Source organism: Pseudomonas sp. SJZ079, assembly GCF_007993865.1.
Lineage (GTDB): Bacteria > Pseudomonadota > Gammaproteobacteria > Pseudomonadales > Pseudomonadaceae > Aquipseudomonas.
This window is the reverse complement of record NZ_VIUH01000013.1, coordinates 60,678-74,241: the sequence shown is the minus strand read 5'-3', so window position 1 is coordinate 74,241 and position 13,564 is coordinate 60,678. Positions and strand designations below refer to the sequence as shown.

General features: G+C 64.0%; 11 protein-coding genes. 2 read left to right on the top strand and 9 right to left on the bottom strand.

The features are described from left to right. Positions 1–44 precede the first annotated feature (44 nt). Positions 45–662 (top strand): response regulator transcription factor, encoded by a 618-nt coding sequence (locus tag FBY03_RS13435; RefSeq protein ID WP_147172881.1) that lies wholly within the window; start codon positions 45–47, stop codon positions 660–662. 198 nt (positions 663–860) lie between these two features. Here FBY03_RS13435 and FBY03_RS13430 read toward each other — a convergent pair whose 3' ends face one another. The 8 genes from FBY03_RS13430 to FBY03_RS13400 form a co-directional block, all read right to left on the bottom strand. Further along, on the bottom strand, positions 861–2,648 hold the full coding sequence (locus FBY03_RS13430; protein ID WP_147172880.1) for a hybrid sensor histidine kinase/response regulator: 1,788 nt from the start codon (positions 2,646–2,648) through the stop codon (positions 861–863). 87 nt (positions 2,649–2,735) lie between these two features. Continuing rightward, entirely contained in the window at positions 2,736–3,809 is a 1,074-nt protein-coding gene (locus FBY03_RS13425) for a lipase secretion chaperone (RefSeq protein ID WP_147172879.1), read from the bottom strand. 50 nt (positions 3,810–3,859) lie between these two features. Next, positions 3,860–4,786, bottom strand: a complete 927-nt coding sequence (locus FBY03_RS13420) for a triacylglycerol lipase (RefSeq protein WP_147172878.1) — start codon at positions 4,784–4,786, stop codon at positions 3,860–3,862. Positions 4,787–4,949: 163 nt separating this feature from the next. Continuing rightward, positions 4,950–5,075 (bottom strand): hypothetical protein, encoded by a 126-nt coding sequence (locus FBY03_RS23285; protein WP_256677928.1) that lies wholly within the window; start codon positions 5,073–5,075, stop codon positions 4,950–4,952. Next, positions 5,072–6,280, bottom strand: a complete 1,209-nt coding sequence (locus tag FBY03_RS13415; protein WP_147172877.1) for an MFS transporter — start codon at positions 6,278–6,280, stop codon at positions 5,072–5,074. The genes FBY03_RS23285 and FBY03_RS13415 overlap by 4 nt, the downstream gene beginning before the upstream one ends. Positions 6,281–6,643: 363 nt before the next feature. Beyond that, positions 6,644–8,026, bottom strand: a complete 1,383-nt coding sequence (locus tag FBY03_RS13410) for an aspartate aminotransferase family protein (protein ID WP_147172876.1) — start codon at positions 8,024–8,026, stop codon at positions 6,644–6,646. A 53-nt stretch (positions 8,027–8,079) separates the two neighbouring features. After that, on the bottom strand, positions 8,080–9,498 hold the full coding sequence (locus FBY03_RS13405; RefSeq protein WP_147172875.1) for an APC family permease: 1,419 nt from the start codon (positions 9,496–9,498) through the stop codon (positions 8,080–8,082). A gap of 42 nt (positions 9,499–9,540) precedes the next feature. Beyond that, positions 9,541–11,031: an aldehyde dehydrogenase gene (locus FBY03_RS13400; protein ID WP_147172874.1), complete on the bottom strand. Its 1,491-nt coding sequence runs from the start codon at positions 11,029–11,031 to the stop codon at positions 9,541–9,543. A 322-nt stretch (positions 11,032–11,353) separates the two neighbouring features. Here FBY03_RS13400 and FBY03_RS13395 point away from each other — a divergent pair, with 322 nt between their 5' ends. Next, entirely contained in the window at positions 11,354–12,268 is a 915-nt protein-coding gene (locus FBY03_RS13395; RefSeq protein WP_147172873.1) for a LysR substrate-binding domain-containing protein, read from the top strand. 293 nt (positions 12,269–12,561) lie between these two features. Here the strand turns inward: FBY03_RS13395 and FBY03_RS13390 are convergent, their stop codons facing one another. Then, positions 12,562–13,479: a LysR family transcriptional regulator gene (locus FBY03_RS13390; protein ID WP_147172872.1), complete on the bottom strand. Its 918-nt coding sequence runs from the start codon at positions 13,477–13,479 to the stop codon at positions 12,562–12,564. Positions 13,480–13,564 lie beyond the last annotated feature (85 nt).

Genomic DNA, 13,564 nt, shown 5'->3' with positions numbered 1-13,564 from the left:
AGGCTAAACTCGCGCGGCGACTATAAACACAAGAACACGCCGCCATGACCACACTCTGTACTGCCTTACCCGAACAGCTGCGCCTGTTGCTGGTGGATGACCACCGGATCTTTCTCGACGGCCTCAGCCTGGCCCTCGCCCCGCTCTGCCCTGACCTGCACATCCATACTGCGCAAAACGCCGACGAGGCTGAAGCCTGCCTGCGCCAGCATGATTTCGATCTGATTCTGCTCGACCTGCGCCTCCCGGACCTGCCCGGCCTGGAGCTGCTGCAACGCTGGCAACGGCAAGGCCGCATGACCCCGGTGGCGATTCTCAGCGCCAGCGACTCCAACCTGGACGCCCAGGCGGCACTGGCGGCCGGCGCCTTGGGCTTTATTCCAAAAAGCGCCGATGGCGACGATCTGCGCCAGGCCGTCACCCGTGTGCTGCTGGGCGAGACCTTGCAGGCGCCGGCCACCGGCGACAAACCGCCACTGACACCACGCCAACAGGAAATCCTGCTGCTGCTGGCCGACGGTTTGCCGAACAAGGCCATCTGCCGTCGGCTGGGGGTCTCGGAAGACACGGTAAAGACTCACCTGAAGGCATTGTTTCAGGAGTTCGACGTGCACAACCGCACCGCCTGCGTGAATGCGGCGCGGCAACGCGGCTGGCTGTAGGCGCCAAGGCCACCGCTCATCCGGCCGCAGAGCGTCCGTGCTGCATGCCTAAACGGAGCGGGAACGACCATTGGTGGATGAAAAATGACGAATGAAAAAGGCCTCATCCACCTTGCCCAGCTCTCGTAGCACGGATAAGCCCTGGCGCAATCCAGGAGCGGTTTAGCCGGCGATAAACTTCCCCGGATTTCATCCGGGCTACTGGCTGGCCCGCTCTTGCAATGGCCCGCCGCCCGCAGGCACAGCCGGTAGCAATATCATCAGGGCCTGACGCAAACGCGCGGGCAGCAACGGTTTGCCGAGCAGGGTGACGTGCGCGGGGATGCAACGTTCCTGCAACTCGGGCGTGAGGTCGGCACTGATCAGCAGCGCCGGCAACATCCGCCCAGCCTCCTCGCGCAGACGCTCGATAGCGCGTAAGCCATCCTCCTGCGCCGCCAGTCGGTAATCGCTGAGCAGCAGCTGGGGCGCCGCCTGCGCCAGACACTGCAAGGCCTCATCCAGATCGGCGCAAGCCCACACCTGACAACCCCAACGGCGCAATAAGCCGGACAGCGCCTCGCGCCCGGCGTCATCGTCTTCCAGCAGCAACACCCGACCGTTCAGCGCAGCGCCAACCGCCACGACGGGCTGCCGTTCGCCCGCCGCTGCGAACGGCAGACGCAGCGTAAAGCGCGCACCCTGCCCCGGGCTGGAATGCAGTTGCAGCGGATGCTCCAGCAAGGTCGCCAGCTGCTGGACGATGGCCAGGCCCAAACCCAGGCCGCGCTCGGCATTGCGCCCCGGGTTATCCAACTGACTGAATTCCTCGAAGACCCGCGTCTGTTCCTCTGCCGCCAAACCACGGCCATCGTCGCCCACCTCCAGCAGCACCACGCCGCCATCTTCCCGAGCACCGATCCACACCCGTCCCGCCCGGGAATGGCGCAAGGCATTATTCAGCAGGTTGCGCAGCATCCGCTCGAGCAACAGCGGGTCGCTGCGCACCCACAGCTCAGTGCAGTGCAGCTCCAGTTCGATGCCCTGTACCCGCGCCTCATGGCGCGCCTCGCCGCTCAAGCGCTCGAGCAACGGACGCAGGGCAAAGGCCTCGGCATTCACCTGCACACCACCGGGCAGCGTCAGGCGGGTGTAATCCAGCATCGATTGCAGCAAGCGGCTGAGTTGCTCCACCGAGGTCGCCAACTGGCCGCTGACGCGATGCAGGCTCGGCTCCTGGCTCTGTTCCAGCAGATGCTGGGCGTACAGCCCCATGGCATTCAGGGGTTGGCGCAGGTCGTGGCTGGCGGCGGCCAGCAGGCGCAACTTGCGCGCGTCATCGGTTTCGGCGCGCTGGCGGGCCAAGTCGAGCAGACGCAGATTGAGCCAGGCGCCGCGCTGACCGTGCTCTTGCAGATAGGCACCGCCACTGCCGATCAAGTTGGCGCAGAGCAGAAACAAGGCCTGGTAAGCCAACGCGGCACCCGCTTCGGTCAACAGCAGACCGAGCAGCAGAAACACCGCACAGAAGCCCCAAGCGGCCAGGCTCACGGCGCGAAACGACACGCCGAGCAGCACATAGCCGAATAGCACTATCAGGAACAGCCCGTCATAGGGCATGGCCACGCCCTGGGCCCAACACAGGTGAATGATCAGCGCAACGCAGGCGCCATTCAGCGCATAGGCGCCGGTGTAGGCGAGCAACGCGCGACGCGGCGGGCTCTGTGGGCGCCGGCAATAGACGATTGCCAGCAGGACCACGAGGATCCCCAGCAGGCGCAGCGGCATGACCGACAGGCTGACCGTCAGCGGCATCAGCGCCAGGTCGAGGCCGGTATAGATCAGTTGAAAGACTATCGCCGTACTGGCGATCAACAGCAGCCGCCGACGCATGCGCTGCACGCGGTGCTCGACAAAGCCCTGTTCCAGCACTGCGGCGAACTGCAGACGGTTATAGCCACGACGCTGCTGCGCGAGCAGCAGGCGTTCCTCCTGCTCCAGATTCATCGGCTGCCGCCGGCAAACGTCGTGGCTAACAATGGCTCCGGCCGGCGCGTCCCATCAGGCGACAGGCTGATGGGGCTGACGGCGGACTCAGAGGTCGGGGTTGGCGGTGTCCTGTTGCTTGGCGGCAATCGCGTCATAGGTGTCCACTCGGTGCTGGTCCTCGGCGCTGAACAAACGCTGACGCAGGCGCTGCTGCTCGCGCTGCCGGTCGGTAGGGCTCAGGCCATTGCCTTGCAGGCTGGCCAGTTCTTGCCGATACGCCGCGTAGTGTTGCTGCCAGGCTCGCTCGTTGCGTTGCTCGACGAGCAGACGCTCGACCGTCGCTGGATCATAAGTCAGGCTGAGGAACTGGCGCACCTGTTGCTCACTCGCCCCTTCGCGCCACAGCTGCTCGCTCTGCGCCTGTTGCGTCAGGGCCAGGCTCTGCCGCTCCTCGCTGGCGCGCATGGCGTCAGGCAGTTGCGCGCGCAAGCGTTCCTGCGCCTCGACCTTGCCCTGCGCGCTGAGATCATCGCGGTTGTGTACGGCCAGGCTGTCTAGGGTGTAACGCGCATAGGCTTCCTCGGCGCCAAACAGGGCCTCCACCGCGCCAGCCGAGAAGTGGGCCCGACGCAATTGGGCCAGGCTGTCAAACGCCTGTTGCAGGACGGCCAGCTGGTCCTGCGGCTGAGCCTGCTGTTGCACACTCAACGGTTGCCGCAGCAATGCCAGGCTGGCGCGTTTGTACTCCAGGTAATCGCCCAGCAGGCCTATCAGCTGTCCCAGGGCGGGCTCCTGCAAGCGCGCGTTGGCGTCGGCCAGCAAGGCCTCGACCGAGGCTTCCAGCCCGGCCTGATCGGCCGCGCTGAGGAAATAATCGAAGTAATCACGCAGGGCCAGGTCGAGTTGCAGGTTGCCGGCGCTGTCGGTCTTCAGCTCGCCGTCGACCTCGGTATCGGCCATGCTCGGCACCAGCGGAGCTGGCATGGCGCGCGTTTTCGAGGCAGGTGCGGCCTGGCTGAGCATGGGGCTGGGCACGCTGGTTACGGCGGCCGGTACGGCCAGCGTGGCGGAACTGGCCACAGGCACGACGGCCGTCGGCCACTGCCAATAGAGGGTCACTGCCGCGACGCTGGCGGCCAACGCCACCACCAGGCCGAGGTAACGCAGGGGCAAAGGCATGGAACCTCCCGATAGCGGGCCGCACGGCGCAGCCCGCAAGCACAGCAAAATCAGACGCCCTTGTTCTTCAAGCGGTTGGCATGCTGACGATAGAGCGACACCGGCTCGGTCCAGCCACGAATGCCGAACAGGTGGTTGATCGCATCGACGTGGTTCATGTTGTAGCTGTCGCCGAGCACTTGCCCCAGGTAGGTCGAACACACACCGACCAGGCCATCGTTTTTCTCGCTACCAAAAGCCAGGCCGGTGATGGCCAGGAACGGATCGACCGCATCGAAGATGTTGGTGTAGGCGGCATTACCGGTCCAGGAGAAGTAGCGGATGCTGTAACCCCGCACGTTCTGCATTTCAGTCGACTTGGCGCAGTAGCTGGCGTTGTTCACACCCCAGGGGTGGCGGCTGTTCAGCGCGGCGGTGCCGGGTGTGGTCAGGGTCTGCAGGGCGGCCAGGCCGTCTTGCGGATTGTTGTTGCCGGACAGCAGATTGATCACCGCGCCCAGGGCGACGGCAATGGCATTCGCACCACCTTCGATGGCACTGTCCGGCGGAACGATCCCGCGGACCACATCGGCGACTTTCGAGCCCTTGTTGACGCCATTGATCGAGGTCACCGAGGCCACCAGATCGGGGCGCAAGGACGCGGCCACGCGTGAAGTCGGCGAACCCTGGCTGTGGCCGATCAGATTGACCTTGCCACCATTGGCGCCGGCCCAGGGCACGATCTGCCGGGCCAGATCGGCACCACGCTGTTCGCTGTCGTTGAATGCCGCGACGCTGGCGACATACACCTTGGCGCCGTCGCGTTCGAGGTTCCAGGGAATGGTGTGGAAGTAATTGACCAAACCACCGATGGTGTCGAAACCGGTGATGCCGTGCACCAGCACGATCGGGTATTTGGTCTGGGTATAGCCGGCCTGGACCTCGACGGCTCCGGCCAGGGCCAGTGCGGCCAGGGCTGTAGTGAATACGCGACGCATGGGTGCCTCCTTTATTCTTCTTGTGGGCACGCCGGGAGACTGCGTCCGGCGTGCCAAGAGTCTAAGGAGGTGAGAATTAGCGGCCCATCGCCCAGATGGGTGAACACCGCGCGAGTGTGGCGAGCTAGCGACTGGGGAAGATCCAGCTACCCCGGCACAGCGCTTAGCAAATGCCCACCCCAAGCTGCAAAAACGCCAGACCGCCCTGCTGCCAGCCCCACCAGATCAGCGCCAGCAGCGCGGCGGCGGCCAGGGCCAGAGCCCCGCCCAGCCAATATCGCGTGTTCATGCTTCGGCTCCAGCGCCTTGCAGACGCGCCACCGGCTGCTCGCGCACCGGCCAGTTCAGCGCGGCGGCCAGCAGACTGAGGAGGATGGATATCTGCCAGACCAGCTCGTAGCTACCGGTTTGATCGTACATATAGCCGCCCAGCCAGCCACCGAGAAAAGCGCCGAGCTGATGAAACAGGAAGACGATGCCACCGAGCATCGACAGGTTGCGCACGCCGAACAGGGTCGCCACCGTACCGTTGGTCAAAGGCACCGTGGACAGCCACAGCAGGCCCATGGCGATACCGAAGGCATAGGCGCTCCAGGTCGTCAGCGGGGCCATGACGAAGGCCGTGATCACCACTGCCCGCGTCAGGTACAGGGCGCTGAGCAAGCGCGGCTTGGACATGCGCCCGCCGAGCCAACCGGCGAAGTAGGTACCGAACACGTTGAACAAACCGACCAGCGCCAGCACCGTGGTGCCGACCAACGCCGGCAGGTGCTGGTCGACCAGATAAGCCGGCAAATGCACGCCGATGAACACCACCTGAAAACCACAGACGAAAAAACCCAGCGACAGCAACCAGAAGCCGGAATGACCACAGGCCTCGCGCAACGCCTCACGCAGGGTCTGCTCATGGCCGACCGCCGGTAGTGGGTGATCCTTGATCATGCCCGCCAGCGGCACGATCAGGGCCACCAGCAGGCCCAGCACCAACAACGCCGTCGACCAGCCGAGCCAACCGATCAAGCCCAGGGTGCCCGGCAACATGGCGAACTGACCGAACGAACCGGCGGCACTGGCGATGCCCATGGCCATGCTGCGTTTCTCCATCGGCACTGCACGGCCGATTGCGCCGAGAATCACCGAGAAGGAGGTGCCGGACAGGCCCAGGCCGATCAGCAGACCGGCACTCAGCGACAGCGACCAGGGCGAGTCCGCCAGGCCCATCAAGGCCAGACCAATGGCATACAGCACGCCGCCGACGATGATCGTGCGCTTGGCGCCCAGGCGGTCGGCCAGCGCACCGGTAAAGGGCTGAGCTAGACCCCAGACCAGGTTTTGCAGGGCAATGGAGAAGGCGAACACCTCGCGCCCCCAGCCGAACTCGGCGCTCATCGGCGGCAGGAACAGGCCGAAGCCATGCCGAATGCCCAGCGACAGGGCGAGGATCAGCGACCCGCCCAGCATGATCCAAAACGTAGTTCGTCCTAACGACGTCATCGCTCTATCACCTGAAATCCGCAGCGCTGCCCGGCAGCAATCGGCTAGCTTGAAGCGCGCCGACAGATAAGGCAATCAGACCATTTACTGTGTGTAGGCCAACTGTTGTCAGGCACATCCCGGAACGCTCTCACTGGTACATGCAGAACCCTGTACTCGAAGCAAACAACGCCCCATCCACTGCGACAGTCGGGCATATTGCCAACGATTTAACCGCTCAGCGATAACGCCGTTGAACCAAATGAAACGCTAGAAAATACCTTGCGCGAGCATTGATGCCCCAATAGTCGCAGTAGTCACCTTGCGGAAAGCGCTGTGCCCCTCGGCAAGGAGGGGCACAGGGCTTTCTCGCTGCAAGCTACCTCAGAGCAGGCCAATTTCCTGCGCTGTGCGGTCCACCGCACGCTTGGTCTTCTCCACCAGTTCGTCCAGCTCGCCGCGCGTGGCCACCAGGGCCGGCGCCATGATCATCCGGCCGAGGGTGGAGCGGATGATCAGGCCTTCCTCGAAGCCGATGGTGCGGCAGCGCCAGGCGAGGTCGTTCTCGTTGGCGAAGCGCTTGCGGGTCGCCTTGTCTTCGGTGAACTGCAGCGCGGCGACCAGGCCGGTGCCCTGGATCTCGCCGACCAGCGGATGGTCGCCGAACACCTGGCGCAGACACTGCTGCAGGTAGGGGCCGGTGTCGCTCTTGACCTGGCTGACCACGCCTTCGTCACGCAGCGCCTTGATATTGGCCAACGCCACGGCGGCGGCGACCGGATGACCGGAGTAGGTCAGGCCGTGGGCGAACACCCCGCCCTGCTCGACCAACGTCTCGGCGATGCGCTTGGACAACACCAGGCCGCCCATGGGGATGTAACCCGAGGTCAGGCCCTTGGCGATCGACAGGGTGTCCGGTTCGAAGCCGAAGTACTCATGGGCGAACCACTCGCCGGTGCGGCCGAAACCGCCGATCACCTCGTCGGCGCACAGCAGCACGTCGTATTGGCGGCAAATACGCTGGATCTCCGGCCAGTAGCTTTGCGGCGGGAAGATCATGCCGCCGGCGCCCTGGAACGGCTCGGCGATGAAGCCGGCCACCTTGTCGGCACCCAACTGGAGAATCTTCTCCTCCAGTTGCAGGGCGCAGCGACGACCGAACTCGGCCGGAGTCAACTCGCCGCCCTGGGCGTACCAGTAAGGCTCGTCGATATGCTCGATGTCCGGCAGCATACCGCCCATTTCGTGCATGAACTTCATGCCGCCCAGCGCGGTACTGGCCAGGGTCGAGCCGTGATAGCCGTTCCAGCGCCCGATCATCACCTTCTTCTCTGGCTTGCCGAGAATTTGCCAGTAGCGCCGTACCGTGCGGATCAGCACCTCGTTGGCCTCGGAGCCCGAGTTGGTATAGATGGCATGGCTGTAGTGGCCGGGCAGCAGGCTGAACAGCAGCTCGGACAGTTCCACCACCGCCGGGTGGGTGGTGTGGAAGAACATGTTGTAGTAGGCCAGTTGCTCCATCTGCCGAGTCGCGGCGGCCGTGAGGTCCTTGCGACCGTAACCGAGGTTGGTGCACCACAGGCCGGACATACCATCGAGGTAGCGGTTGCCGTCGTTATCCCAGAGGTACAAGCCCTCGCCTTTGACCATCACCCGTGGACCTTCGGCATTCAGCGCCTTCTGGTCGACGAAACCATGGATGTGGTGGGCAGCGTCCAGGGCCTGGTAGTCACGGGTTTCACGGTTTGGTTGGATTTGCGCATTCATTACAACTCTCCTCCCCGTTATGGGGCATTAACGCTAGGACCGCGCTGCGGCCTTCAGGCTTGGTTCGGGTTCAGCACCTTGTCGATCGGCTCCGGGCTGAACAGGGGTTTGCGCATCACGCATTTGATCCACAGCACGGCGATCAGCGAGACGATGCCCAGCACCACCCCAGCGCTGGTGAAAATCTGCGTGGTCAACTCCGGCGAGGGCGAGGCATACCAGCAGGCATAGAGCATGCCGGCGATGCCGAACACTTGCGGCAGCGGATAGAACGGCGTGCGGAATGGCCGGGCCAGCTGCGGATAACGCATGCGCAGGACGATCACATCGACGTGGACGATGATGTAGGCCAGCAGCCAGGCCAGCGCGGCGGCGATCAGCAACAGATTGATCGAATCGACGCCCATCAGCAGGATCGGCAGACCGGTGATGGCGGCGACAAACAGCACAGCCACCCAAGGCGCGCCGGTACGTGCGCTAAGGCGTTTGAAGCAGGGGAAGGCCTGACCGTTTTCCGCCATGCCGCTGAGCATCCGCGGGATAGCGGCCAACGAGGTGTTGAGCGTGCTGCAGGTGGCGGTGATGGCGGCGGTCACCAGCAACAGCTGACCGGTCTCGCCGAATACCGCGGTGGCGAACAGATAGTGCGGCAGGCCGTTACTGGCCAGTTCTGCCTGCGGCACCATCAGTAGCGCACCCAGGCAGTAGAGGCTGATGGTGACGAAAATAACGCTCAAACCGATGATCATCGAGCGCGGAATATTGCGCTCCGGTCGGCGCGATTCTTCCACCAGCGGGCAGACGAATTCGGCGCCGACGAAGCCCCAGATAGCCAGTGCGGTAAGCGTCATAACGCCCAGCCCCATGGGGTTCCAGCCCTCCAGGCTAAGGCTGGCTATAGGGGCGGCGTTCTCGTGAGCGACCGCGCTAAAGCCGAGTAACAGCAACACCACCACCATCACCAGCGCCAGTACGGACTGCAGGCGGGCGAAGATGTCGATATTCAGCAGGTTAAGCACGGTAAACAGGCCCAACACGCCGTAGGCCACCGTCATCGACGGCAAGGCGCCGGGGTAGACCTTCTCGATGATCAGGTCGAGCAGCAGCAGTTCGGCCGACAGGGCGAACATGGCCACCACTATATAGCCGGAGAAGGTGGCGAGAATGGCCGGGAACTGGCCAATCGCGACCTCGGTATAACTGCTCAGGCTGCCCGCCCGCGGAATCATCAGCGCCAGTTCGGAAAAGGAGAAGGCATAGCTCAGGGCCAGCAGATAGGCCAGGCCCAGCGGCACGATAAAGCCCAGCCCGGCAATCCCGGCGCCCTGCAGCATGATCACCATGACCCCTTGCGACACCACCAGGCCGATGGCCACGGCCAGCAGGGAACCCAGGCCCAGCGCCTTGCGCGCGCCCTTTAGCCGCGGCGCGGCGGCCGCACCTTGCAGCGGAACACTTATATCCTGCGTCATTGTCTTGCCCTCTATTGTTGTTGTAAGGAACGCACCGACTGATTAACGCAACTGAAACCAGGTGGTCTTCAGCTGGGTGTACTTGTCGAAGGAATGCAGCGACAGGTCGCGACCGAAACCGGACTGCTTGCCGCCGCCGAACGGCACCGTCACATCCAGGGCGTCCACCGTGTTGACCGACACAGTGCCGGCGTTGAGCCGGCGGGCGACGCGGTGGGCGCGGTTGAGGTCGTCGCTCCACAGCGAGGCGGCCAGGCCGTAGATGCTGTCGTTGGCCAGGCGCACCGCCTGGTCTTCGTCGTCGAAGGCGCTGATCGCCAGTACCGGGCCGAATACTTCCTCGCGGGCCAGACGCATCTCGGCGCCGACCCCGGTGAATAGCGTGGGCTGCACGAAGTTGCTCGAGCCGTTGATGCTCAGGCGCTCGCCACCACACACCAGCGTCGCGCCCTCGGCACGGGCGCCCTCGATAAAGCCCATGACGCTGGCGGTCTGGCCGGCATCGACCAGGGCGCCGGCGCGGCTGCTGGGGTCGAGCGGATCGCCCGGCTGCCACTGACGGGCCTTGTCGATCAGGCGTTCGACGAACTCGTCGTGGATCGTGCGCTGCACCAGCAGACGCGAGTTGGCCGAACAGACCTCGCCCTGATTGAAGAAGATCGCGAAGGCGGCTTTTTCCGCCGCTAGATCGAGGTCCTGGCAATCGTCGAACACCAGGCTCGGACTCTTGCCGCCGCACTCCAGCCAGACCTGCTTGAGATTGGATTGCGCCGCGTACTGCATGAAGTACTTGCCCACCTGGGTCGAACCGGTGAACACCAGGCAATCGACATCCGGGTGCAGGCCCAGGGCCTTGCCGGCGCTCTCGCCGAGGCCCGGTAACACGTTCAGCACGCCTTCCGGTATGCCTGCCTCCAGCGCCAGCTCGCCCAGACGCAGGGCGGAGAACGGTGACTGCTCCGCCGGCTTGAGCACCACGCTGTTGCCCGCCGCCAGCGCCGGCGCGAGCTTCCAGGCGGCCATGTCCAGCGGGAAGTTCCACGGCACCACGGCGGCGACCACGCCGAGCGGCACGCGGGTGATGGTCGCCAGCACGTTCTGCGCGCTGGGCGCGACCTGGTCGTAGAGCTTGTCCAGGCTTTCGCCATACCAGGCGAACACATGGGCGGCGCCGGGCACGTCGATGTTCAAGGCATCCATCACCGGCTTGCCCATGTTCAGCGAGTCGAGCAGCGCCAGTTCCTCGCGGTGCTGCAGAATCAGCTCGGCCAGGCGCAGCAGAATTTTCTTGCGCTCGCCCGGCGCCATCCGCGCCCAGGGGCCCTGCTCGAAGGCCTGACGGGCGCTGCGTACCGCCAGGTCGACCTCGACCTCGCCGCAGGCGCTCACCTTGGCCAGCAGCTGGTTGGTCGCCGGATTGATCGCGTCGAAGGTGACACCGGAGGCGGCAGCCACCTGACGGCCACCGATCAGCGCCTTGTCGATAAACCCTTGGCGGGCCGCCCGCTGTTGCCAATAGCTGAGATCTACCACGCTGCACTCCCTCATCGACCGCTTCGGCGGTCATCTCTGTGTTCAGTTGAGGGGGATACTGCGACATCGCTCGGCAGAGGAAAATTAGTAAAAATATGCTCGGGACCCATAAAAAAGCTCGGCAGCGCGAGCGCTCCCCAGCCGCGCAGCTGCGGTATGGTGCAGACTCGACGGGTGACCCTAGGAGCCTGTCGCCCTTGCGCCAGCGCGCATGCAGTGCCTACAACTGACGTAACGAAACCAGGCGGACAGCCAAGCCTGCCGTAACCCGGCCCAACAGACTGCCCGAGAGCCGGGCAGCAACAACCCAACAGAGGTTTGCGTGGCTACCTACACCTTGCGCCAACTCAAGTATTTCGTGACCACCGTGGAGGCCGGCAGCGTTGCCGAGGCCTCGCGCAAGCTGTATATCGCCCAGCCGTCGATCTCCACCGCGGTCAAGGGTCTGGAGGATAACTTCGGCGTGCAGCTGCTCATTCGTCATCACGCCCAGGGCGTGTCGCTCACCCCCAGCGGCGCGCGCTTCTATCGCAAGGCGCAGGAGCTGCTGCGCATGGCCCACGAGTTCGAGCAGAACGCCCTGGCGGATAACGACATAGTGGCCGGGCAGATCGACATCGGCTGCTTCGAGACGGTGGCGCCGCTGTACCTGCCGCGCCTGATCGCTGGGTTCACCGCCCTCTACCCTGGAGTGGAAATCCGCCTGCGCGACGGCGAGCAACAGGAGCTGGTCCAGGGCCTCACCGCCGGCACCTTCGACCTGGCGTTTCTCTACGAACACGACCTCGACAACACCATCGAAACCGAGCCCTTGATGCCGCCACAGAAACCCTACGCGCTGCTGCCCGAGGGTCACCGCTTCACCCAGCAGGCGCAGATTTCACTGCGCGACCTGTGCCTGGAACCGATGATCCTGCTCGACGTGCTGCCGAGCCGAACCTACTTCGTGAGTATCTTCAGCGAGCTGGGCCTGACCCCGAACATCGTCTTCAGCTCACCGTCGATCGAGATGGTGCGCGGCATGGTCGGCCAGGGCTTCGGCTTCTCGCTGCTGGTAACCCGGCCACATTCGGAATGCACCTACGACGGCAAGAAGGTGGTGGCGCTGGACATCGCCGAGCAGGTGGCGACCTCCGGCCTGGTGGCCGCCTGGCTCAAGCGCGCCCAGCTGACCAAACCGGCGCAGCTGTTCATGGATTACTGCAAGGAGCAGCTGGGGCAGGCGATGCCCGAGTAAACCGATGCGACTCGACACCTGGATGGGCGAGAGCAGGTTTGGGGAGTGGTGGGGAATCTGCGAAGGACTGTAACCGGCCCAGACTGTGTAAAAACCCTCGCTGAAATTCGCGGTTGGCGTTGCTACGCGAAACCTTTGGAATTTGGCCAGGGCAGGATGCTCAGAATTCGTTAGGAAACGCCAAAACCGATCAGTGCACGGCGCTCAAAACGTTTTACACGGACTGGGCCCAAGGCGGACGCTTTAAAGCGTCCACGAATCCCCTGGCTATTCCCTTTACTCGACGAGATCACTCACTTTGGGCGATCCCCCAAAGAGGTATAGCCGGGCCACTGGCGTAGCAGGGTGTCGACGAATTTCTCCGCGGCAGGTGACAGTGACGAACCGTGGCGCCGCACCAGGCCGAGTGTTCGGCTGATGACCGGATCGACCAGCGGCAGCTGAACCAGGATCGGGTGATCCTCCGCCGGCATGGCCAGGCTGGGTAACGCCGCGACGCCGAGGCCGGCCTCGACCATGCCCAGCGAAGTCGACAGGTGCTGCACCTCGTAGAACCAGCTGGGGCGCCAGTCCAGATTGGCCAGGCCGTGGTCCAGCAGCACCCGGTTGCCGCTCAGGCGTCCGACACCGATCAGGCGGTAATCGCTGAGTTCGCGCCAGGCCACTTGCGGCTGGTTGGCCAGTGGATGGTCGCGGCGGCAGGCCAGCACGAAGGGCTCGTTGACCAGTGGGGTGAAGTCGATCTCGGCGCTCTGACCACTGAGCATATTGATGCCGAAATCCGCTTCGCCGCGCAGCACGGCTTCCAGCCCCTCGTGGGCGCTCAAATCGAGAATGCGGATGCGGATCTTCGGGTACTGGCGGTTGAACTCGCGAATCACCGTCGGCAGGAAGTAGAAGGCCGCGGTGGGAATGCAGGCCAGCGTCACCTGACCCGACTGTCGCTCGGCCAACTCCTGAATGCCCAGGATCGACCGCTCGAAATCATCCAGCAGGCGTTGCGCCTTGGGCAGAAAGTCGCGACCTACCGCAGTCAGGCTGACGCGGCGGGTGGTTCTATCGAGCAACTGGGTGCCCAGCCCCTCCTCCAGCTTCTGCATACGCCTGGTCAGCGCGGGTTGTGACAGGTGAATGGCAGTGGCCGCTTCATGAAAACTGCCCAACTCGGCGATTTTCACGAAAGCGCGCAGGTCCTGGAGCTCGTAATTCATGCGTCACCATTATTAATTTACGGAAGTTATTGCCTGTGCATTATCGACCTATGAGAGTCGAGGCTTGAAATTGCTGGGATCTCAG

Coding starts and splice junctions, on each gene's coding strand:
- FBY03_RS13430 (WP_147172880.1), bottom strand. CDS start 2,648: ATGAATCTGGAGCAGGAGGAACGCCTGCTGCTCGCGCAGCAGCGTCGT.
- FBY03_RS13405 (WP_147172875.1), bottom strand. CDS start 9,498: ATGACGCAGGATATAAGTGTTCCGCTGCAAGGTGCGGCCGCCGCGCCG.
- FBY03_RS13420 (WP_147172878.1), bottom strand. CDS start 4,786: ATGCGTCGCGTATTCACTACAGCCCTGGCCGCACTGGCCCTGGCCGGA.
- FBY03_RS13435 (WP_147172881.1), top strand. CDS start 45: ATGACCACACTCTGTACTGCCTTACCCGAACAGCTGCGCCTGTTGCTG.
- FBY03_RS13415 (WP_147172877.1), bottom strand. CDS start 6,280: ATGACGTCGTTAGGACGAACTACGTTTTGGATCATGCTGGGCGGGTCG.
- FBY03_RS13425 (WP_147172879.1), bottom strand. CDS start 3,809: ATGCCTTTGCCCCTGCGTTACCTCGGCCTGGTGGTGGCGTTGGCCGCC.
- FBY03_RS13410 (WP_147172876.1), bottom strand. CDS start 8,026: ATGAATGCGCAAATCCAACCAAACCGTGAAACCCGTGACTACCAGGCC.
- FBY03_RS23285 (WP_256677928.1), bottom strand. CDS start 5,075: ATGAACACGCGATATTGGCTGGGCGGGGCTCTGGCCCTGGCCGCCGCC.
- FBY03_RS13390 (WP_147172872.1), bottom strand. CDS start 13,479: ATGAATTACGAGCTCCAGGACCTGCGCGCTTTCGTGAAAATCGCCGAG.